This is a genomic window from Streptomyces sp. NPDC050617, assembly GCF_040654795.1.
In the GTDB taxonomy this organism is placed as follows: Bacteria; Actinomycetota; Actinomycetes; order Streptomycetales; family Streptomycetaceae; genus Streptomyces.
Window position 1 is genome coordinate 24,398 of the sequence record NZ_JBFAIS010000018.1, and the last position, 19,173, is coordinate 43,570.

Below are 19,173 nucleotides of genomic sequence, written 5' to 3' on the forward strand. Positions count from 1 at the left end.
CCCTTAGTCTCGCGCCTCTGCAACCTTAACCAGCAGGTCAGCGCTTTCGTTCGGGGCCAAGGCGACCGCCTGCAGATGCTCGAACATCGACTTGTAGCGACGCATCTCGGCCTCGGACTCCAGGAAGAGATCGCCGGCCGGAGTGTCCACGTAGACCAGCTCCGGATCGGTGGCGTCCGGAAAGTCCATGTGCACAAAGCCGCCTGGCATCCCGGCGTGGGCCCCTTTATCGAAAGGGATCACTTGGATGGTGATGTTCGGCGCATCCATGAGCCTGAGCAGATGCCGCGCCTGTTCTCCTATGACTTCACGGCCACCGACCATGCGACGGATGGCGGCCTCGTCCACGATCGCCCACAGTTGCAGAGGAAGCTCCTTGGTGAGCAACGCCTGCCGCTCCATACGAGCTTGCACCCGCTGGTCGACTTCCTTCTCGCTGGCCTTCGGCAGTACACCTTTGATGACCGCACGGGCGTAACCCTCGGTCTGAGCCAGGCCGGGGACGAAGAGCGACTCGTAATTGCGCACCGTACGGGCTTCGGCCTCGAAGCCGATGTAGGCGGTGTATTCCTCGGGCAACTCCGAGTGGTACGGCCGCAGCCAGCCTTGGTCATTGGCTCCGCGGTGGGCCGCGAGCAGATCTTCTCGCTGGTCTTCGGTCGCCTCGTAAAGATCGAGGAGGGCGATGAGTGTTCGCTTCTGCGGCCGAGCCCGCGCGTGCTCGACGCGGTAGATCGTCGCTTCGTTGATGCTCGTCCGCGCCGCCACCTCCTCCCGCGTCAGACCTGCGTCCGCCCGGAGCCGACTGATGCCTGCGGCCAGGCGACGCAGTCTGACGGTAGGCGGGCGCTGTTGCTTGTCCGACATGGTGCGTCCCTTCGCTGTCTCGGTAGTACCCGTGAGTCTGGGTGACCACCACACCGCCCTCAATCTACTCCTAATGCACGGACGTACTTTGCAAGGCTTGCATTCTCCTGGTGTGCGAGAGCATGCTGAGCGCGGCAGTCACACACCGTTGCCGCATGTGACGGGAGGGTGATCGCGATGCTCCACCATGCGCTCCAAGGGGATAGCTATGTCCGTACGCGCCAGGTCAGCAGTGGAGACCCCAACGCCCGCAGTGGCGATCGAGGTTGAGTACTGGTTCGCGCCGCATCGAAGAAGCCCGGGGCTGGCTCGCGCGGCCCTTCGGAACCGGCTCCAGGAGTGGGGTATCGGGGGCGAAGTCGCGGACGCGGCCGAGCTGTTGCTGTCCGAGCTGGTCGCCAACGCCGTGAAGGCGTCGGCGGAGCCGGGTGGTGCGGGGCGGGACGTCGGCGTTCGGTTCACGCTGGCGGCAGGGCGACTGCGGGTGGAGGCGGTGGACGGTGGTGACGGGTGGCCGGTGCTCAACCAGGCGGAGGGCGACGACGAATGCGGGCGTGGTTTGGCGGTGGTGGCCGCGTTGGCCGACGCGTGGGGCGTCGCGCCGCACGAGGCCGGAAAGGCCGTCTGGGCGGAGCTGACGGTTACGAACTCGGCGGTGCCGTGAGCGGGTGCGCCTCGCCCGTGCACCACCCCCGGCTCACCCGCGAGATCCGCGTACTGGCGTTGGCGTATCTCCCCAACGGCCGTACCGTGCCGCTTGGTTGTTCCCTGGCGAAGTCGCCGAGGCTGGCGATGCGGTGTGTGCTGAACCGGGTCGCGGACATGGCTGACCAAGTTCACGAGGGTTCGGTGTGGCCGGGCTGGGGGCTGCCGGCCGACTCGCTCGCATACGAGCGGGCTCTCGACCGGTTGGCGGCCGGGTTCGCGTACGCCTTCGAGGTCACGGACGACGACGGTACCCAGTACGTCGTCAGCGCCGCGCCGACGCCGTCGCGGAGAGGCCCCCGGCCGGGAGCCCCGGAACTCCTGCAGGAGTGACTTCAGGCGTCGTCGCCAGCAGGTGAGCCAAGGCCCCCGCGCGTACGGGGTAGGGGCGTTCGCGGGGCAGGAGTCGTCGCGCGGCGGCCAGGTCCCCTTCCCGTACGTGCGCGTGGACCGTATGGGCGAGCGGGGTGACGTCGGTGATGGAGACGGTCCACTCGTCGGCGTAGCGGCGCGCGGCTTCGCCGGTGAGTCCGAGTTGGAGCGACCGGTGGGGGAGCGGCCGGAGGCGCAGGTCGCGTTCGGGGTCCCATTGGACCCGCGCCGGGGCCTGTTTCAACTGGCTTTTCCACGCCGCGTGGTCGGCGTGGAGGCCCTGTTCGTAATGGGACAGGAAGGCGTTTTCCAGCGCCCATTCGAAGCCCTCACGGGCGATCTCCACGGCGAGGACGGTTTCCTGGGATTCTTTGGCGCCCCATCCGCAGCGGTACATCATCCACAGGAATGACGGTTTGATCCACGTCATCCGGTCCCGTTTCCACGCCGCGGGAAATCGGCCGTCCCGCGCCGACGGCAGGCCGATTTCCGGCGCGTACGCCTGATAGACGGTGACCGTTGCACCTGTGTACTGCGCTCGAATCCGGTACTTGGGTTCTTCCACGAAGATCAGGGTGGGCGCGTTGTTCCGCGTACGCCATCGAATTTCCCCGACGCGAGGCCGAAGGGACTACCGCGACCCCTCGGCGAACGAACCCCTCAGCCCGTGACCCGTTGGCGATGGGCGCCGCGGGCGGTGGAGGCGTGGCGGGTGGTGGGGGTGGGGCCGGGGGTGAGGTCGAGTTGGCGGATGAGCTGGTGGAAGCAGAGCAGTACGGTCACGGGCGGCAGCCCGGCCACGATGATGCCGGCGGGGGTGGTCGGGGCGTGGATGATGCACAGGGCCATGGCGATGGCCGCGAAGAGGATGATGACGCACCAGGAGTGGACGGTGCGGCGCCGGTAGGCGCGGGCGCGCAGGATCGAGAGGGTGGCGGCGAGCCACGGCCCGTACACGAGCAGCGGCCACAGCAGCGCGACGCCGCCCGGCGCGACGCCGCTGGCGAGGCCGTGCAGCGCGGGGTACGACGCCGCGGCGCCGAGGATGCCGACGGCGGCCACGAGCACCGTGGTCAACAGGACGGAGACGAGGCTGAGCAGCCGCTTCCAGGTGTAGCCGCCCTTGCCGAAGCTGTCGCCCTTGCCGACGCGGCGGAACGGCAGCCGGGCGGCCTTCCGGTGGCTGTGCGGGGCGGTGGCGTACGGGGCTGTGGCGTACGGGGCGGCTGCGTACGGGGCGGTGTCCGGCCCGGCGTACGGAACGTCGGCCGCTACGGGCGGCTGTTCCGCGGCGCTGAGCAGATCGGCGATCTCGGCGTCCAGGTAGGTGCCGTTCGTCGCGGCGATCGCGTCGCAGGCATCGGCCAGGCTCTCGTGCGAGGCCGTGCCGTTGAAGAGGCCGGTGAAGAGGGGGCCGTCGCCCAGGCCGTACCGCGGCTCGGAGGCCCGGTGCGGATCGGCGGGCGAGGGTTGGAACAAAGGGGAGGCGTTGGGGTCGTACACGGTGACTCCGTGCTGTGAGGAAGCGGTGCGGACCGGGACCGGTTCGCTCAGACCATGGCCGGCAGGGGCCGGTGCGCGGGCGGTGGGCCCGCGGGCGGGCGGGGGTCCGCGGTGAAGGTCTGCTCCCACAGAGCGGCCCCGATGCGGTCCAGTTCGGCGAGCAGGCGCTTCAAAAGGTCGGCGGAGTGCTCAAGTTGGACCTCTTGGCCATCGCATTCCAGGCAGGCGGAGGGGGTTTGGCCGGTCCGGGAGGGAGTGGCGGTCGGCTTGAGGAGCCACTTGCCCATGCGGCGAGTGGGCTGAGCATACGGAGAGGAGGCGCGGGCCATATCGGTCATAACCACTGAAACGACGACCAACGGAGGTTAGATACCGGCCATTCGGCTCAATTCGATAATGTCTTGCGTGCCTCTGTGGGCTGCTGCGTGCTGCTGTGGGCGTCCGCGGACGTCCGCGTACGTACGCGTGCCTCCCTGCGGGCCAGTGCTCGGCGGCGGGGGCTCAAGCCTTCTGCGCCGCGTCCGCCCCTGCTCCTGACCTTGGCCCCGGCTCAGCCCCCGCCCCTGCCCCGGTCTCCGCCGCGTCGAGCACGGCGGAGGCGGCGATGCGTGCCTGGTCGGCGGCGTCCGCACCCAGGAGCGCGGACGTCACCATGGCCCCTTCCATCAGTACGTGCATGCGCTCGCCGATGGCCCGCGGGTCGGCGTAGTCCTCGGCGAGCCCGACCAGGTAGTCGCGGAACAGCGTCTTGTGCTCCTGCACCGCCTCGGTCACCAAGGGGTGGCTGTCGCGTCCGTTCCCGCCGAGTTCGGCCCAGGCGTTGACGAAGGCGCAGCCCCGGAAGCCCGGCGCTTCGATGGTTCCCCGGAGGTCGTCGAACGCCGCGAGCAGGCGCGCCCGTGAGCCTTCCGAGGCCGGGGCGGCCCGCTCGACGGCCTCGGCCAGCCGCGCGCGCAACTGCTTTCCGTGCGCCTGGAGATAGGCCGCCGCGAGGTGGTGCTTGGACGGGTAGAGCTTGTAGAGCCGCGCCAGCGACACCTCCGAGCCGTCCCGGACCTCGGCCATCCCCACCGCGGTGATGCCGCGCTGGTAGAAGAGTTCGTCGGCGGTCTCCAGTACGCGCGACCGCGCCTCGTCGTCGTCCACCCTCAACCTCGGAACCCTTCCGTACTAGAACGCTGGTTCTAGTGTACTGGCGCGGGTCGTAGGGTGAACCATTCGCCGGGCGTCGTGACGAGCGGAACCATCCCGAGCTCGGTCGCACGCTCCTCGAAGCGCTCGACCGCCCGCGGGGTCTCGATATAGATCGGCGGCTTGTGCAGCGTCCCGTAATGGATGGGGACGGCGGTGTGCGCGCCCAGGATGTTCGCCGCGACCGCCGCCTCCTCCGGCAGCATGGCGGCAGCGAACGGGCTCGGCGGCTGAAGGTGGGGGAGCTCCACTATCGCGCCGTTGATGGGCACGAACGCGATGTCCACGGGGCCGAACCGGCGCGCGATCGCCCACCAGAACCCATGGAACATCGTGTCCCCGCCGTGGAAGACGCGGACGCCGTCGCACTCGACGATCCAGCAGATCTGCGGATCCCCCAGCCCGTCGATCGACGGGCCCGCGGCGACGCGGAACGGCCCCACGGTCCGTTCCTCCCACGGTCGCACGACCTCCGTCGCGATCTCGTGCTCGCGGAACAGATCCTCCGCCTCGCAGGTCCACTTCAGATCGTCCCCCGAACCGGGGAACGGCTCGGGCCGGTAGACCGGCGCCCCCTCGGCCAGCGCCTTCCGGATCGCCACCGGGTCCGCGTGGTCCGTATGCAGGTGCGTCACCAGCGCCGCAATCGCCTCTCCGGGGCGGGACGCCGCGGGGAACTTCTCCTTTGAGAACAGCGGCGAAGCGTCCTCGATGAGGTCGATGACCAGCGTCTGCCCCTCGTGTTCGAGCTCGACGCCCGCCCATCCCATACGTCGCAGTCGCACTGCTACTCCTCTGCGGTGAGCCGAAAACGGGCGTGCCGAAGGTCGACAGGCCCTGAGAATGGCCGTTCTTAGAACGGTCATTCTGACCCTAGCAGAATGACTGTTCTAGCTCTGGGTGGAGGGAAGCACCCCGGCCTGCGGACATACGGGCCTACGGACATACGGGCCTACGAGGCTCTGGACCTACCGGCCTACGATGAGCGGCATGCCGCCCGACGCCGCCTTCACCTCTGCCTTCACCTCCACCCCCACCTTCACCACCTCCGTATGGCCGGTCCTGCACTACGACGACACGAGTGCGGCGCTGCGCTTCCTGACCGACGTGCTGGGCTTCGCGGAGGCGGTCGCCGTGTCGGACGACCACGGCGGCATCGGCCACGCCGAACTGCGCCGGCCCGGCGGCGAGATCCTCCAACCACCGCACGCGACCGAGTTCGGTTCGGGCGCTCGGGCATACGCGTTCACGGTGAGCGACCCGGAGGGCAACCTGTGGACGTTCGGCGCCTATCGGGGGACGGAAGCAGTCCATAGCGAAGGCCGGGTGCGATGAGGAAGCGAACTCTGCGGTTCGGCTTGTACGCAGACGCTCAGGGTGCGGCCTGGGTCAGGGAACTCGTCGACGGGGCCGTGGCACCCCGAAATGCCCGCGTCCTCAGGCAAGACGTTGCGCGTACTTGCGCTGACGGCGACCTGACGACAGCTGAAATGTACGACTTCCTGGCGGAACAGTGGGCCGTCGAGCACCCTGGTCAGGACAGCGGCGAGCGGGAAGCGGTTGAACTGCGCGTCCACTTGGCGTGTTCCCTGCGGACATGGCGGGCGATCCGCAAGTCCCTGATCAAGGCTTTGTGCCCGGAAGGCGCCGCGCCCCACACCTGCCGCGTCCCCTGGTGCGCTCTCTGATCCGGCGCCGACCGGGGACCCCCGTGAGGTCCCCGGTTCCCTGAACGTCGCGGTCAGGGCCCGAGCCGGATTTCCCGGCCCTGCCAGCGTTGTCGGAGCCAGCGGTCGTGGCTGGCCAGGACGATCGCGCCGGGGGCAGGGCCAGGGACGGCGCCGGGGCCCGGGCCCAGGGCCGCTTCCAGTTCGTCGCACAGGCGGGGTGAGAGGTGGTTGGTGGGTTCGTCGAGGAGCAGCAGTTGGGGCGGGCGCGCTACCAGCAGGGCGAGGGCCAGGCGTCGGCGTTGGCCGGTTGAGAGGCGGCCGACTGGTTTGTCGAGGTCGGTCTCGTACATCAGGCCCAGGGAGGCCAGTGGTACCGCCTCGGCGCGTCGGGGGCCCAGCGCTTGCTCGTACGTGTCCCGGGCGGAGCGGTCCGGGCGGTCGAAGGCGGTGTCCTGGGTGAGGAGGCCCACGGTCAGTCCGGGCCTGCGCCGCATGTCGCCCTCGGGGGTGAGGCGCCCGGCCAGCGCGGCCAGCAGGGTCGACTTGCCGGTTCCGTTGCCGCCGGTGACCAGGAGGCGGTCGGTCGCCGAGATGTCCGTGCTCAGCGGTGCGAGACGGCCCCGTACCCGTACGGCTTCGAGGGACACCAGCGGGGCGTCGCCCTCGGCCGCGGGTGCGGCGAGCGCCGGGCTCCCGAACCGCAGGGGCTTCGGGGGCTCGGCGACCTGGGAGCGTTCCCGTTCTTCCAGGCGGCGGGCGGCGTTCCGTACGCGCCGGGAGATCTGGTGCTGTACCCGGCCGGCGCGGCGGCCGTAGCCCATCTTCTCGTTGTCGCGCGGGCCCCGGTCCGGTGCGACGCGGTGCGCGGTGGTCCCGGCGGAGACCCGTAGCGCGGTCAGTTCTTCCTGCTCCTCGGCCCAGCGCCGTTCCCAGCGGTCCCGCTCGGCGTGTTTCTCGGCCAAATAGGCGCTGTAGTTGCCGCCGTAGCGGACCGGGCCGTTCACCGCTGGATCGAGATCGATCAAATCCGTGCACACCGCGTCCAGAAAGGCCCGGTCGTGGCTGGCCAGCACGACGACGCCGGGCAGGGCGCGTACCTGTTCCTCGATGAAGGCGGCGGCACTGTCGTCGAGGTGGTTGGTCGGCTCGTCCAGCAGGAGCGCGGCGGGCCGCCGGATCAGCAGCGCTGCGAGCGCGAGCCGACCGCGCTGACCACCGGACAGCGAGCCCAGGGTCCGGTCCGTTCGGTCTGCCCTGTCTGCCCTGCCTGTCCGGTCCGTTCGGTCGGGTCCGGAGAGGCCGAAAGGTCCGAAAGGTTGGAAGGGGGCGAGGCCGAGGCCGTCGAGTACGAGCGCGGCGCGCCGTTCGGCGTCCCAAGCCTCCCGCACCTGGGCCCGTTCGAGCCGCGCGCCGTACGCGTCGAGCAGGCCGGCGTACTCGGGCGCGTCCTGAGGGGTCCGCGCGAGCCGCTCGCCCAGCCGTTCCAGCTCGGCGAGGTCCTCCCGGGCCTCGTACAGGGCGTCGTCGAGTACGTCGGCGACCGTCGCGCCGGCGTCGTACGGCATCTCCTGATGAAGAAAGCCCAGGTCGGGCGGGCGCGTGACGCTGCCGGAGTCGGGTTCGTCCGTACCGGCCAGCAGGCGCAGCAGGGTCGACTTGCCGACGCCGTTCTCCCCGATCAGCCCGATGCGGCGGCCGGGCGAGGCGGTCAGGGAGACGCCGTCGAGCACCCGCCGGCCGCCGAGGGTGTGGACCAGGTCATGGGCGAGCAGAGCATGGGCGAGCAGAGCGCGGTGGGGTTGCTGAGGCATGGGGGCGTCCGTCCAACGTGTTCGGGTTCGGCCCGCGGGGCGGCGCGCCTCGGGCGCGGGCCACATCGACACGCCGGCGGCTCACACCTCAGGGGCCCCCGTCTCCGTCAGCTCGCCGGCGGCCAGCCGCAGCCACCGGTTCACGCCGATCTCGCGCAGGAACCGCTCGTCGTGGCTGACCACCACGAAGGCCCCCTGGTAGGAGTTCAGGGCGCTCTCCAACTGCCCCGCGCTGACCAGGTCGAGGTTGTTCGTCGGTTCGTCGAGGAGCAGCAGGTGCGGGGCCGGTTCCGCGCACAGCACACAGGCCAGGGTGGCGCGCAGCCGCTCGCCTCCGGAGAGCACCCCGACGGGCAGATGCGCGCGGGGTCCGCGGAAGAGGAAGCGGGCGAGCAGGTTCATCCGCTCCGCCTCCGGCCGCTCGGGGGCGTAGTCGGCGAAGTTCTCGGCGACCGTACGATCCGGGTCCAGCAGGTCCAGGCGCTGCGAGAGGTAGGCGATACGGCCATCGGCCCGCTTGACCTCGCCGCCGACCGCCGTCAGGCCGCCGCTGCCCGCCGTCAGGCCGCCACCGCCCGCGGTCAGGTCGTCGCTGCCCGCCGTCAGGCCGCCACCGCCCGGTGTCGGGTAGCCGCTGCCCGTGGTCAGGTCGCTGTCGGCCGGTGTCCGGTCGCCGCCGGCCGGTGTCAGGTCGTCGCTGCCCGGTGTCAGGTCGCCGTTGAGGAGGCGCAGCAGCGTGCTCTTGCCGGCGCCGTTGGGGCCGGTCAGCGCGATGCGCTCGGGGCCCCGGACGGTCAGGTCGACGCCCTCGCCGGCGAACACGTCCTTGTCGCCGAGGCGGACGCGGAGCCGCTCGCCAAGGAACAGGTTGCGCCCGGCGGGCACGTTGGTGTCCGGCAGGTCGAGCGTGATGCGCTGCTCCTCGCGCAGCGCACGCCCGGCCTCGTCCAGCCGGGCCTTCGCCTCGCCGACCCGGCCCGCGTGCATCTGGCCCGCGCGGCCCGCGGACTCCTGCGCGCCGCGCTTCATGTTGCCCGCGAAGATACGGGGCAGACCGGCGCTCTTCAGGTTGCGGGCGGCGTTGCTCTGCCGGCGGTCGGCGCGCTCGCGGGCCTGCTGCATCTCCCGCTTCTCCCGCTTCAGCTCCTGCTCGGCGTTGCGCACGTTCTTCTCGGCGACTTCCTGCTCGGCGCGCACCGCCTCCTCGTACGCGGTGAAGTCGCCGCCGTACAAGCGCAGTTCGCCGCGGTCGAGTTCGGCGATACGGTCCATGCGGTCGAGCAGGGCGCGGTCGTGGCTGACCAGGAGGAGACAGCCGGTGAAGTCCTCCAGGGCGTCGTAGAGCTTGTGCCGGGCGTCGTGGTCGAGGTTGTTGGTGGGCTCGTCCAGCAGCAGCACGTCGGGCCGCTTCAGCAGCTGGGCGGCGAGGCCGAGGGAGATGACCTGGCCGCCGCTGAGGGTGCTCAGGCTGCGGTCCAGGGCGAGGCCGGCCAGGCCGAGGCGGTCGAGCTGGGCGCGGGTGCGTTCCTCGATGTCCCAGTCGTCGCCGATCGTGGTGAAGTGCTTCTCGTCGACGTCCCCGGACTCCACGGCGTCGATGGCCCGGATGACCGCTGCGACGCCCAGCACCTCGGCGACCGTGAGATCGCCGGTCAGGGGCAGGCTCTGCGGGAGGTAACCGAGGGTCCCGGCCACGGAGACCGACCCGGCGCCGGGCCGCAGCTCACCGGCGACGAGTTTGAGCAGCGTGCTCTTGCCGGCGCCGTTGGGCGCGACGAGACCCGTGCGGCCGGAGCCGACGGTGAAGGACAGGCCCTGGAAGACGGGGGTGCCGTCGGACCAGGAGAAGGACAGGTTCGAGCAGACGACGCAGGCGTCGGACATGGAGGCGACCTCGTGGGGAGGGGGCAGCGCAGACACGTCTGCCCCGGCGTCAGACAGGGGAAGAGGGGACGACAGCGAGGCCACGACGGCGGCGCTTCCGCGCACCGGCCGGTGGCCTGTCGGGTCCGGGTATCACCCGGAGATGTCGTCGTCCACCACCATGTCTGGGCTCCTCAGCACGTAATCAAGGTCAAAACCAAGGTCAAGATCAAGGTCAAAACCAAGGTCATTGCCAGCGTAACAGCAGGGGGTGTCGGAGAGGAGGTGTCGGAGCGGGGGCGGAGGAGAGGGGGTGGAGGAGGGGACGGAGCGCGGGCGCGATCCCCCACGCCGGCCGACCAACTCGTCGTCCGGCTCGTCGTTCGGCTCGCCGCCCGGCGGTGTGCTCAGCGGTCGCGGGCCGTCGGAGCCGACGACCGGTGGAGGGGCGGCGGCGGGTTCCCGGCCGGGGGAGCTGGAGCTGCCTGCACAGAACTGATCAGGAGGTCGAGCGCCCGCCTGGACGGCGAGTCCGGTTGCACGGTGTAGACGTAGAGGCTCGTGTCGGGGTCTCCGGGCGGGGTCAGCGTTTCGTACTGCACGGTCAGTTCGCCGACCAGAGGGTGGCGGAGGCGCTTGGATCCGTAGGTGCGCTGGTGGACGCTGTGCTGGCGCCACCAGTGGTTGAAGTCCGGGCTCTCCTCGCGCAGCTCCTCGATGAGAGCGGTCGTGGCCCGGTCGTCCGGATCCCGGCTGACCTCAAGGCGCAGGCTCTCCACCGTCGCACGGGCCTGGTCCTCCCAGTCGACGAACAGCGCGTGCGCCTCCTCGCTCAGAAGGAGCCAGCGGGCGTAGTTGCGCTGCCGTGGCGGGATCTCGTCGAAGTCGGCGAAGAGCGCCTTGCCCATGCGGTTGACGGCCAGGACGTCGCTGCGGCGGCCCAGTACGAGCGCCGGCTCGCCGTCGAGCGCATCGACGAGCTGGCGGAGCCCGGGGCGGAGGCGCTGGACACCGTGGCCGCGCCGCCGGGCGGGAGCGGCCCTCACCCCGGTGAGCTGTTCCAGATACGCGCGTCCCGCGGCGTCGAGGTTCAAGGCGCGGCACAGCGCGTCGACGACGCCGGGGGAGGGGGAGATGGGGCGGCCCTGTTCGAGCCGGGCGTAGTAGTCGGTCGACACCCCGGCCAGGAGGGCGACCTCCTCGCGGCGCAGGCCCGGCACGCGGCGTACGCGATCGTCGGGCGGGAGACCGGCCTGCTCCGGATCGACCTGGCCGCGCGCCCGGCGCAGGAAGGCTCTCAGTTCACGGTTGTTCTCAGCCACGCGTCTCAGTCTCGCGCGCGGCGGTGGTCACCGCATGGACCTGCGAGTCCTAGGTCGCCGGGTCCTCGGTTCCACAGGGCGCGATATGCGCGCCGACGGCGGCTCGCGGCGGGCGAGTCTTGGTGCAGGTCCTGGGACAGCTCCTGGCGGACGGCCTGGTGGAGGTCCTGGGACAGCTCCTGGCGGACGGCCTGGTGGAGGTCCTGGGACAGCTCCTGGCGGACGGCCTGGTGGAGGTCCTGGTGCAGGTCCTGATGGAGGTCCTGATGGAGGGGCCGATGCAGGTCCTGACGTACGAGGAAGGGAAACACTCATGAGCAAGGGCATGAGCAAGGGCAAGGTCCTGATCGTCATGTCGGCTGCTGCCGTCTGGGAGCGCACCGACGGGTCGAAGTACCCGACGGGCTACTGGGCCGAGGAACTGGCCGCTCCGCACGCGAAGTTCGAGGAGGCCGGTTACGCGGTCGACTTCGCCTCTCCGGGCGGGGTGCTGCAGCCGCTGGACGAGCACAGCGCCGACCCGGCGGTCGCCGGGGAGGACTGCGGCCGCTACGTGGACCACGCCCAGCAGGCGCTGAAGGCGTTCGGTCCGCTGCTCAAGCTCGACGAGGTCGACATCGACGACTACGTCGCGGTGGTGCTGCCCGGTGGCCACGGCCCGGTCGTCGATCTCTTCGAGGACGCCGACCTGGGCAGGCTGCTGGCCCGCGCGGACAAGGACGGGAAGCTCATCGGCGCTGTCTGCCACGGACCGGCCGCCCTGCTGCGCGCCAAGGAGGCGGACGGCGGCTGGCTCTTCGCCGGCCGCAGGATGACGGCGTTCACCGACGAGGAAGAGCGCATGTTCGGCACCGCCGAGGGAGCTCCGTGGCTGCTCGCCTCCCGTCTGCGGGAGATGGGCGCGATCCACAGCGGGGGTGCGGCCTACGAGGAGTACACCGTCTGCGACGGCAACCTGTTCACCGGTCAGAACCCCGCCTCCAGCACCCGGATGGCCGAGAACATGATCGCCGCACTCGATCGCCGCGCTCGGGGGGCAGCCGCGTCTCGGTGAGCGAGAACGGAGAGTTCGGGCCGCGGCGGCCGACCGGCGCGGCTTTGGGCCCCGGCCGCCGTGGGTTGGGCTGCTGCGCTGCGCCGCCCGGGCGTGGGGCGAACTGCTACGGAACCAAGGGCTGCGGCAGCAGGCGGAAGCGGGTTTCGAGCGCGTACGGGGATGCATCGCGGACGCGCCCCGCACCTCAGCCGACCCCGCCGGGTCCTCCGGGTCGGGGGTGAACGGCGCCGGGGCGCTCAAAGTCAGCCGTACCCCGTCTGCGCAGGCGACCGCCCCGGGTCCGTCTCGCCGCGGGTGAAGAAAATCAGGCACACGCGCCGGGCGGGCTGACGAGGCCGGTTCGGTCCGGCCGGCTCCGCGGAACTTGCCGCACGCGGTTGTAACAGTTAGCGTTACGACAGAGGTCGAGAAGCGGGGGGAGGCGGAACCGGACGTGAGCGCCAACAGCAGGCTGACCATCGCGGCACACGCCCTGACCTGGATCGGGCTGTATCAGCGGCGCGGTCACGAGGTCGCCACCTCCGAGCAGATCGCGACGAGCGTCAACACCAACCCGGTGGTGATCCGCCGCCTGCTGTCCGAGCTGCGCAAGGCCGGTCTGGCCGATTCGCGGCGGGGAGCGGGGGCGGGCTGGACGCTCGCGCGTGACCTGGCGGCGATCACCCTGCTCGACGTCTATCAGGCGATCGAACCGGGGCCGGTCTTCGCCCTGCACCGGGCGACACCGAACCCCGAGTGCGTCGTGGGCCACGGCATCGGGCCGGCGATGACCGCCGTGTACGAGGACGTGGAGGCCGCCCTGCGCAGGGAGTTGGCCAAGACCACGCTGGAGGACGTGTTGCGGGACATCTTGAAAGCCGCCTGACCTCGAACCGTCGATTTCCCCCGACTTTTCCCCGACTTTGCCCCAATCGAGGGGGATCGTGTTTTGCGCTCGTAGACGTAACTGAAATAGTTACTTCAAGGAATCGGAGAGTCTCATGGGACAACTGGACGGCAAGACCGCTCTCGTCACCGGCGCGTCCAGCGGCATCGGACTGGCGATCGCCCGCCGTTTCGCCGCCGAGGGCGCGACCGTCTACCTGACCGGGCGCCGCAAGGCCGCGCTGGACGCCGCCGTCGCGCAGGTCGGCGCCCGCGGCATCGCAGTCCAGGGCGATACCGCGGACCTCGGCGATCTTGACCGGCTCTTCGCCGAGATCGCGAACCGCAGCGGCCGCCTGGACATCGTCGCGGCCAACGCCGGGGTCGGGGAGTACGGCCCGCTCGGCGCGATCACCGAGGAGGAGTACGACCGCATTGCCTCGATCAACTTCAAGGGCACGGTCTTCACTGTCCAGAAGGCGCTGCCGCTGCTGACGGCCGGCGCCTCGGTGATCCTGCTCTCCTCCAGCTCGGCTCTGCGGGCCACCCCGGGCCTGAGCGTCTACGCCGCCACCAAGGCCGCGATCCGCAGCCTCGCCCGCACCTGGGCCGCGGAACTGGCCGACCGCGGAATCCGCGTCAACGCCCTCACCCCCGGACCTGTGGAAACCCCGGGCTTGGCCGATCTGTTCGCCGCTTTCCCGCCCCACGCTCGGCCCACCGCGGACGAGTCCGCCCCACTGACCCCACTCGGCCGCGCCGGCCACCCCGACGAGGTCGCCGCCACCGCCCTCTACCTGGCCGGCGGCCAGAGCACTTTCACCACCGGCGCGGAACTGTTCGTCGACGGCGGAACCACACAGCTATAGGCGCCGCATCGACGACGCGGGACGCGCTCCCTGCGCCAGGGCCGAGGCCCGACCGGCACACCTCATGCGCACGACGAAAACACAAAGGACAAGGACAAGGGCAGGGGCAGGGGCGACGGTGGTGACGTCATGCTGCTGGCGGTCTTCACACACACCGCCGCGACCAGCGCGAAGCAATTCACCACACCGGCGGCCATGCACCTGACGGTCGAGAACAACCAGATCGTCCGCATGCACCTGTACGAGGACACGCTGACGGTCGCGGAGGCGTCCGACGCCGCCTGAGCGGAGAGGACTCAGGACCCCGCGGCCCGGGGCGCACGGCGACCGGCGCCTTGCGGGGACCAGCGCGCAGCACTCAGCTCTCTCTCAGCACCCAGCGCTCAGCACTCAATGACATTCACCGCCAGCCCGCCCCGAGCCGTCTCCTTGTATTTGACCTTCATGTCGGCGCCCGTCTCCTTCATGGTCTTGATGACCTTGTCGAGGGAGACGTGGTGGCGGCCGTCGCCGCGGAGGGCCATGCGGGCGGCGGTGACGGCCTTGACGGCGGCCATGCCGTTGCGTTCGATGCAGGGGATCTGGACGAGGCCGCCGACCGGGTCGCAGGTGAGGCCGAGGTTGTGTTCCATGCCGATTTCGGCGGCGTTCTCGACCTGTTCGGGGGAGCCGCCGAGGACCTCGGCGAGGCCGCCGGCGGCCATGGAGCAGGCGGAGCCGACCTCGCCCTGGCAGCCGACCTCGGCGCCGGAGATGGAGGCGTTCTCCTTGAAGAGCATGCCGATGGCGCCGGCGGCGAGGAGGAAGCGGACGACGCCGTCCTCGTCCGCGCCGGGCACGAAGTTCATGTAGTAGTGCAGGACGGCGGGGATGATGCCGGCGGCGCCGTTGGTGGGGGCGGTGACGACGCGGCCGCCCGCGGCGTTCTCCTCGTTGACGGCCATGGCGTAGAGGGTGGTCCACTCCATGGCGCGGGCCGCCGGTTCGCCCTCGGCGCGCAGTTGGCGGGCGGAGTGGGCGGCGCGGCGGCGGACCTTGAGGCCGCCCGGCAGGATGCCCTCGCGGGACATGCCGCGTGAGACGCACGCCTGCATGACGCCCCAGATCTCCAGCAGACCGGCGCGGATCTCGTCCTCGGTGCGCCACGCCTTCTCGTTCTCCAGCATCAGGGCCGATATCGACAGGCCCGTCTCCTGGGAGCGGCGCATCAGCTCGTCACCAGTGCGGAAAGGATACTTCAGCACGGTGTCGTCGAGCTTGATGCGGTCCTCGCCGACCGCGTCCTCGTCCACGACGAAGCCGCCGCCCACCGAGTAGTAGGTCTTCTCCAGCAGCGGCAGGCCGTCCTCGTCGTACGCGAAGAGGGTCATGCCGTTGGCGTGGTACGGCAGTGAGCGGCGGCGGTGCAGGATCAGCTGGTTCGGCTCGTCGAAGTCGATCTCGTGGGCGTCGCCGATCTCCGCGCCGAGCAGCCGCAGCCGCTTGGTCCGCCGGATGCGGTCGACCTCGTCGTCCGCGGTCTCGACGTTCACGCTGCGCGGGGAGTTCCCCTCCAGACCGAGGAGTACGGCCTTGGGGGTGCCGTGTCCGTGCCCGGTCGCGCCGAGGGAGCCGAAGAGTTCGGCCCGTACCGACGTGGTGTGGGCGAGCACGCCTTCGTTCTTGAGCCGGCGCGCGAACATCCGGGCCGCGCGCATGGGGCCGACCGTATGGGAGGAGGACGGGCCGATGCCGATGGAGAAGAGATCGAAGACGGAGATGGCCACGGTGGCGGACCCCTTGTCTGCTCGTGGTGGGTGGTGCGGGGCACTGCTGTGGCCGCGGCTGGCGCCCTGGTGAGGGGCGCCGTGCGGCGCTGGTGCTGCGCCGTGACGGGGCGCATGGGACGGGGCACCGGTGCACTGTTCTGTGTCCAGTGTGCGCGGTGCCCCGTACTCGCGGGTGAATCGGCTACTTCACTCGGACTTCAGGCCCGGGTACAGCGGGTGCTTCGCGGCGAGGGCGGTGACCCGGCCGCGCAGCGCCGTCGCGTCGTAGGACGGCTTGAGCGCCTCGGCGATGATGTCCGCGACCTCGGTGAAGTCCTCGGCGCCGAAGCCGCGGGTGGCCAGCGCCGGGGTGCCGATCCGCAGGCCCGAGGTGACCATCGGGGGGCGCGGGTCGTTCGGGACGGCGTTCCGGTTGACGGTGATGCCGACCTCGTGGAGCCGGTCCTCGGCCTGCTGGCCGTCCAGCTCGCTGTTGCGCAGGTCCACCAGGACCAGGTGCACGTCGGTGCCGCCGGACAGCACGGAGACGCCGTGCTCGGTGACGTCGGCCTGCGTCAGGCGCTCGGCGAGGATGCGGGCGCCGTCCAGCGTGCGCTGCTGGCGCTCCTTGAACTCCTCCGTCGCCGCGACCTTGAAGGACACCGCCTTGGCCGCGATCACATGCTCCAGCGGGCCGCCCTGCTGGCCGGGGAAGACCGCCGAGTTGATCTTCTTGGCCAGCTCCTGTGTGGACAGGATCACACCGCCGCGCGGACCGCCGAGGGTCTTGTGCGTGGTGGTGGTGACGACGTGGGCGTGCGGCACCGGGTTGGGGTGCAGCCCCGCGGCCACCAGGCCGGCGAAGTGGGCCATGTCCACCATCAGGTACGCGCCGATCTCGTCGGCGATCTTGCGGAACGCCGCGAAGTCGAGCTGGCGCGGGTACGCGGACCAGCCGGCCACGATCAGCTTCGGCTTGGACTCCTTGGCGAGCCGCTCGACCTCGGCCATGTCGACCTGGCCGGTCTCGTCGTCCACGTGGTACGCGACCACGTTGTAGAGCTTGCCGGAGAAGTTGATCTTCATGCCGTGGGTCAGGTGCCCGCCGTGCGCGAGGTTCAGCCCCATGATCGTGTCGCCGGGCTTGAGCAGCGCGAACATCGCGGCGGCGTTCGCCTGCGCGCCGGAGTGCGGCTGCACATTGGCGTGCTCGGCGCCGAAGAGCGCCTTGATGCGGTCGATCGCGATCTGCTCGACCACGTCGACGTGCTCGCAGCCGCCGTAGTAGCGGCGGCCGGGGTACCCCTCGGCGTACTTGTTGGTGAGGACCGAGCCCTGCGCCTCCATGACCGCGACCGGAGCGAAGTTCTCCGACGCGATCATTTCGAGGGTGGACTGCTGGCGGTCGAGTTCGGCGTCGACCGCGGCGGCGACGTCGGGGTCGAGCTCATGGAGGGAGCTGTTCAGCAGAGACATGAGTTCTTCCTGGGAAGCGGAGGCGGAGGGCGGAAGGTGTGCGGGGCGTACGGGCGTACGGTCGTCCTAGCCCGCGAAGGCGGTGTACTCGTCGGCGGACAGCAGCTCCGCCGGCTCGTCCGTGATCTTCACCTTGAACAGCCAGCCGCCCTCGAAGGGGGCGGAGTTCACCAGCGACGGGTCGTCCACGACGTCCTGGTTGGCCTCGACGACCTCACCCGTCACGGGGGCGTACAGGTCGCTGACCGACTTCGTCGACTCCAGCTCACCGCAGGTCTCGCCCGCCGTGACGGTGTCGCCTATCGCGGGGAGCTGGGCGAAGACCACATCGCCGAGCGAGTTGGCCGCGAACTCGGTGATGCCGACCGTCGCGACGCCGTCCTCGGCGGTCGACAGCCACTCGTGCTCCTTGGTGTAACGCAGCTGCTGGGGGTTGCTCATGACTAGATTCTCCTGGATACGCGTGAATGCTCGTGCAACGGGTCTTGACTGGTGAGACGGGGCGGGCAAGGACCGGACGTGCGGGACGGCTCCCGCCCGAGCCCGCATCCCCCGGGAAACGGCGGCGGCTCCCGCGGAAGGGCGGCGCCGACGCCTGGGGATCCGGTGGTCAGCGCCGGCGCTTGTAGAAGGGCAGCGCGACCACCTCGTACGGCTCGTGGCTGCCGCGGATGTCCACGCCCACCCCGGCCGTACCGGGCTCGGCGTGCGCCGCGTCCACGTACGCCATGGCGATCGGCTTGCCGAGGGTGGGGGAGGGGGCCCCGGAGGTCACCTCGCCGATCACCGAGCCGTCGCCCGCCACCACCGAGAACCCGGCGCGCGGCACCCGCCGCCCCTCCGCGACCAGCCCGACCAGCTTCCGCGGCGGCGCCGCCTCCGCCTTCTCCGCCGCCTCGGCCAGCGCTGCCCGGCCCACGAAGTCGCCCGCCTTCTCGAACTTCACGACCCGGCCCAGGCCCGCGTCGAACGGCGTTGTGCCCTTCGTCAGCTCGTGCCCGTACAGCGGCATGCCCGCCTCCAGGCGCAGCGTGTCCCGGCAGGACAGCCCCGCCGGCACGAGCCCGACGCCCGCGCCCGCCTCGGTCAGCGCCTGCCACAGCCGCTCCGCGTCGGACGGGTCGACGAACAGCTCGAAGCCGTCCTCGCCGGTGTAGCCGGTACGGGCGATCAGCGCGGACACGCCCGCGACCGTGCCCGGCAACCCCGCGTAGTACTTCAGCCCGTCCAGGTCCGCGTCGGTGAGCGACTTCAGGATGCCCGCGGACTCCGGGCCCTGCACGGCCAGCAGCGCGTAGGCGTCGCGGTCGTCCCGTACGGTCACGTCGAAGCCGGCGGCGCGCTCGGTCAGCGCGTCCAGCACCACCTGGGCGTTGGAGGCGTTGGCGACGACCATGAACTCCTGCTCGCCGAGGCGGTAGACGATCAGGTCGTCGAGGATGCCGCCCCCGGCGTCGCAGATCATGGTGTAGCGGGCGCGGCCCACGGCGACCTTGCCGATGTTGCCGACGAGCGCGTAGTCGAGGGCGTCGGCGGCCTGCGGGCCGGTCAGCGTGATCTCGCCCATGTGGGAGAGGTCGAAGAGGCCGGCGCGGCCGCGGACGGCGAGGTGCTCGTCGCGCTCGCTCGCGTAGCGCAGCGGCATGTCCCAGCCCGCGAAGTCGGTCATGGTCGCGCCGAGGGCGCGATGGGTCGCGTCGAGCGCGGTACGGCGCGGAGAAGACGAATCGGTCATGGTTCAGGCTCCCGGCTGACGGTGGCGAGTTCTTGGAAGAAGCACACGAAGAACGCGCCTCCCCATCTGTCATCGGAACCTGAGAGGTTCACCGGGAGGCCCGGACGGGCCCCTCGGCTT

The 19,173-nt window shown here is 70.7% G+C and carries 19 protein-coding genes and 1 pseudogene; 7 read left to right on the top strand and 13 right to left on the bottom strand.

What is annotated here, in order from left to right:
• Positions 1-3 precede the first annotated feature (3 nt).
• Complete coding sequence (locus tag AB0I49_RS23275) at positions 4-867, bottom strand: helix-turn-helix transcriptional regulator (RefSeq protein ID WP_363228960.1); 864 nt, start codon at positions 865-867, stop codon at positions 4-6.
• Between the two features lie 208 nt (positions 868-1,075).
• Here AB0I49_RS23275 and AB0I49_RS23280 point away from each other — a divergent pair, with 208 nt between their 5' ends.
• Positions 1,076-1,531 carry an ATP-binding protein gene (locus tag AB0I49_RS23280; protein WP_363228961.1) on the top strand — a complete coding sequence of 152 codons (456 nt, stop codon included), beginning with the start codon at positions 1,076-1,078 and terminating at the stop codon, positions 1,529-1,531.
• A gap of 306 nt (positions 1,532-1,837) precedes the next feature.
• On the opposite strand, the gene AB0I49_RS23285 is transcribed toward AB0I49_RS23280, so the two are convergent.
• The 5 genes from AB0I49_RS23285 to AB0I49_RS23305 form a co-directional block, all read right to left on the bottom strand.
• Complete coding sequence (locus AB0I49_RS23285; RefSeq protein ID WP_363228962.1) at positions 1,838-2,509, bottom strand: DUF4291 domain-containing protein; 672 nt, start codon at positions 2,507-2,509, stop codon at positions 1,838-1,840.
• Between the two features lie 95 nt (positions 2,510-2,604).
• Positions 2,605-3,447 (bottom strand): DUF2637 domain-containing protein, encoded by an 843-nt coding sequence (locus AB0I49_RS23290; protein ID WP_363228963.1) that lies wholly within the window; start codon positions 3,445-3,447, stop codon positions 2,605-2,607.
• A gap of 47 nt (positions 3,448-3,494) precedes the next feature.
• The gene (locus AB0I49_RS23295; protein ID WP_363228964.1) at positions 3,495-3,734 is read right to left on the bottom strand and encodes a hypothetical protein; all 240 of its coding nucleotides are present in this window, start codon (positions 3,732-3,734) and stop codon (positions 3,495-3,497) included.
• Positions 3,735-3,948: 214 nt separating this feature from the next.
• Complete coding sequence (locus AB0I49_RS23300) at positions 3,949-4,593, bottom strand: TetR/AcrR family transcriptional regulator (RefSeq protein WP_363229087.1); 645 nt, start codon at positions 4,591-4,593, stop codon at positions 3,949-3,951.
• Between the two features lie 38 nt (positions 4,594-4,631).
• Positions 4,632-5,423 carry an MBL fold metallo-hydrolase gene (locus tag AB0I49_RS23305; protein WP_363228965.1) on the bottom strand — a complete coding sequence of 264 codons (792 nt, stop codon included), beginning with the start codon at positions 5,421-5,423 and terminating at the stop codon, positions 4,632-4,634.
• Positions 5,424-5,628: 205 nt separating this feature from the next.
• On the opposite strand from AB0I49_RS23305, the gene AB0I49_RS23310 reads away from it, so the two are divergent.
• Complete coding sequence (locus tag AB0I49_RS23310; protein ID WP_363228966.1) at positions 5,629-5,973, top strand: hypothetical protein; 345 nt, start codon at positions 5,629-5,631, stop codon at positions 5,971-5,973.
• A 406-nt stretch (positions 5,974-6,379) separates the two neighbouring features.
• On the opposite strand, the gene AB0I49_RS23315 is transcribed toward AB0I49_RS23310, so the two are convergent.
• From AB0I49_RS23315 to AB0I49_RS23325, 3 genes are all read right to left on the bottom strand, one after another.
• Positions 6,380-8,119, bottom strand: coding sequence for an ABC-F family ATP-binding cassette domain-containing protein (locus AB0I49_RS23315; RefSeq protein ID WP_363228967.1), 1,740 nt, complete (start codon positions 8,117-8,119; stop codon positions 6,380-6,382).
• 81 nt (positions 8,120-8,200) lie between these two features.
• On the bottom strand, positions 8,201-10,003 hold the full coding sequence (locus tag AB0I49_RS23320; protein ID WP_363228968.1) for an ABC-F family ATP-binding cassette domain-containing protein: 1,803 nt from the start codon (positions 10,001-10,003) through the stop codon (positions 8,201-8,203).
• A gap of 386 nt (positions 10,004-10,389) precedes the next feature.
• Positions 10,390-11,304 carry a helix-turn-helix transcriptional regulator gene (locus AB0I49_RS23325; RefSeq protein WP_363228969.1) on the bottom strand — a complete coding sequence of 305 codons (915 nt, stop codon included), beginning with the start codon at positions 11,302-11,304 and terminating at the stop codon, positions 10,390-10,392.
• Between the two features lie 119 nt (positions 11,305-11,423).
• Between AB0I49_RS23325 and AB0I49_RS23330 the strand changes: the two genes are divergently transcribed.
• The 5 genes and pseudogenes from AB0I49_RS23330 to AB0I49_RS23350 form a co-directional block, all read left to right on the top strand.
• A complete protein-coding gene (locus tag AB0I49_RS23330) occupies positions 11,424-11,621 on the top strand; it encodes a hypothetical protein (RefSeq protein WP_363228970.1) in 198 nt (65 codons plus the stop codon).
• 8 nt (positions 11,622-11,629) lie between these two features.
• The gene (locus tag AB0I49_RS23335) at positions 11,630-12,358 is read left to right on the top strand and encodes a type 1 glutamine amidotransferase domain-containing protein (RefSeq protein ID WP_363229088.1); all 729 of its coding nucleotides are present in this window, start codon (positions 11,630-11,632) and stop codon (positions 12,356-12,358) included.
• 436 nt (positions 12,359-12,794) lie between these two features.
• Positions 12,795-13,226 carry an Rrf2 family transcriptional regulator gene (locus AB0I49_RS23340; RefSeq protein ID WP_363228971.1) on the top strand — a complete coding sequence of 144 codons (432 nt, stop codon included), beginning with the start codon at positions 12,795-12,797 and terminating at the stop codon, positions 13,224-13,226.
• Between the two features lie 115 nt (positions 13,227-13,341).
• Positions 13,342-14,094: an SDR family oxidoreductase gene (locus tag AB0I49_RS23345; RefSeq protein ID WP_363228972.1), complete on the top strand. Its 753-nt coding sequence runs from the start codon at positions 13,342-13,344 to the stop codon at positions 14,092-14,094.
• 114 nt (positions 14,095-14,208) lie between these two features.
• Positions 14,209-14,379: pseudogene (locus AB0I49_RS23350) on the top strand (nuclear transport factor 2 family protein); the annotation flags it as partial.
• A 98-nt stretch (positions 14,380-14,477) separates the two neighbouring features.
• On the opposite strand, the gene AB0I49_RS23355 reads toward AB0I49_RS23350, so the two are convergent.
• The 4 genes from AB0I49_RS23355 to gcvT all read right to left on the bottom strand — a co-directional run bounded on the left by AB0I49_RS23355 (position 14,478) and on the right by gcvT (position 19,053).
• Entirely contained in the window at positions 14,478-15,860 is a 1,383-nt protein-coding gene (locus tag AB0I49_RS23355; protein WP_363228973.1) for an L-serine ammonia-lyase, read from the bottom strand.
• Between the two features lie 189 nt (positions 15,861-16,049).
• Positions 16,050-17,318, bottom strand: coding sequence for a serine hydroxymethyltransferase (gene glyA, locus AB0I49_RS23360; protein WP_363228974.1), 1,269 nt, complete (start codon positions 17,316-17,318; stop codon positions 16,050-16,052).
• 66 nt (positions 17,319-17,384) lie between these two features.
• A complete protein-coding gene (gene gcvH, locus AB0I49_RS23365) occupies positions 17,385-17,759 on the bottom strand; it encodes a glycine cleavage system protein GcvH (protein WP_363228975.1) in 375 nt (124 codons plus the stop codon).
• 169 nt (positions 17,760-17,928) lie between these two features.
• Positions 17,929-19,053, bottom strand: a complete 1,125-nt coding sequence (gene gcvT, locus AB0I49_RS23370; RefSeq protein WP_363228976.1) for a glycine cleavage system aminomethyltransferase GcvT — start codon at positions 19,051-19,053, stop codon at positions 17,929-17,931.
• Between the last annotated feature and the right edge of the window lie 120 nt (positions 19,054-19,173).

Excerpts from the sequence above, each read along its gene's own strand:
- AB0I49_RS23275 (WP_363228960.1), bottom strand. The coding sequence starts at position 867 with ATGTCGGACAAGCAACAGCGCCCGCCTACCGTCAGACTGCGTCGCCTG.
- AB0I49_RS23280 (WP_363228961.1), top strand. The coding sequence starts at position 1,076 with ATGTCCGTACGCGCCAGGTCAGCAGTGGAGACCCCAACGCCCGCAGTG.
- AB0I49_RS23295 (WP_363228964.1), bottom strand. The coding sequence starts at position 3,734 with ATGGGCAAGTGGCTCCTCAAGCCGACCGCCACTCCCTCCCGGACCGGC.
- AB0I49_RS23310 (WP_363228966.1), top strand. The coding sequence starts at position 5,629 with ATGCCGCCCGACGCCGCCTTCACCTCTGCCTTCACCTCCACCCCCACC.
- AB0I49_RS23315 (WP_363228967.1), bottom strand. The coding sequence starts at position 8,119 with ATGCCTCAGCAACCCCACCGCGCTCTGCTCGCCCATGCTCTGCTCGCC.
- AB0I49_RS23320 (WP_363228968.1), bottom strand. The coding sequence starts at position 10,003 with ATGTCCGACGCCTGCGTCGTCTGCTCGAACCTGTCCTTCTCCTGGTCC.
- AB0I49_RS23335 (WP_363229088.1), top strand. The coding sequence starts at position 11,630 with ATGAGCAAGGGCAAGGTCCTGATCGTCATGTCGGCTGCTGCCGTCTGG.
- AB0I49_RS23345 (WP_363228972.1), top strand. The coding sequence starts at position 13,342 with ATGGGACAACTGGACGGCAAGACCGCTCTCGTCACCGGCGCGTCCAGC.
- glyA (WP_363228974.1), bottom strand. The coding sequence starts at position 17,318 with ATGTCTCTGCTGAACAGCTCCCTCCATGAGCTCGACCCCGACGTCGCC.
- gcvH (WP_363228975.1), bottom strand. The coding sequence starts at position 17,759 with ATGAGCAACCCCCAGCAGCTGCGTTACACCAAGGAGCACGAGTGGCTG.
- gcvT (WP_363228976.1), bottom strand. The coding sequence starts at position 19,053 with ATGACCGATTCGTCTTCTCCGCGCCGTACCGCGCTCGACGCGACCCAT.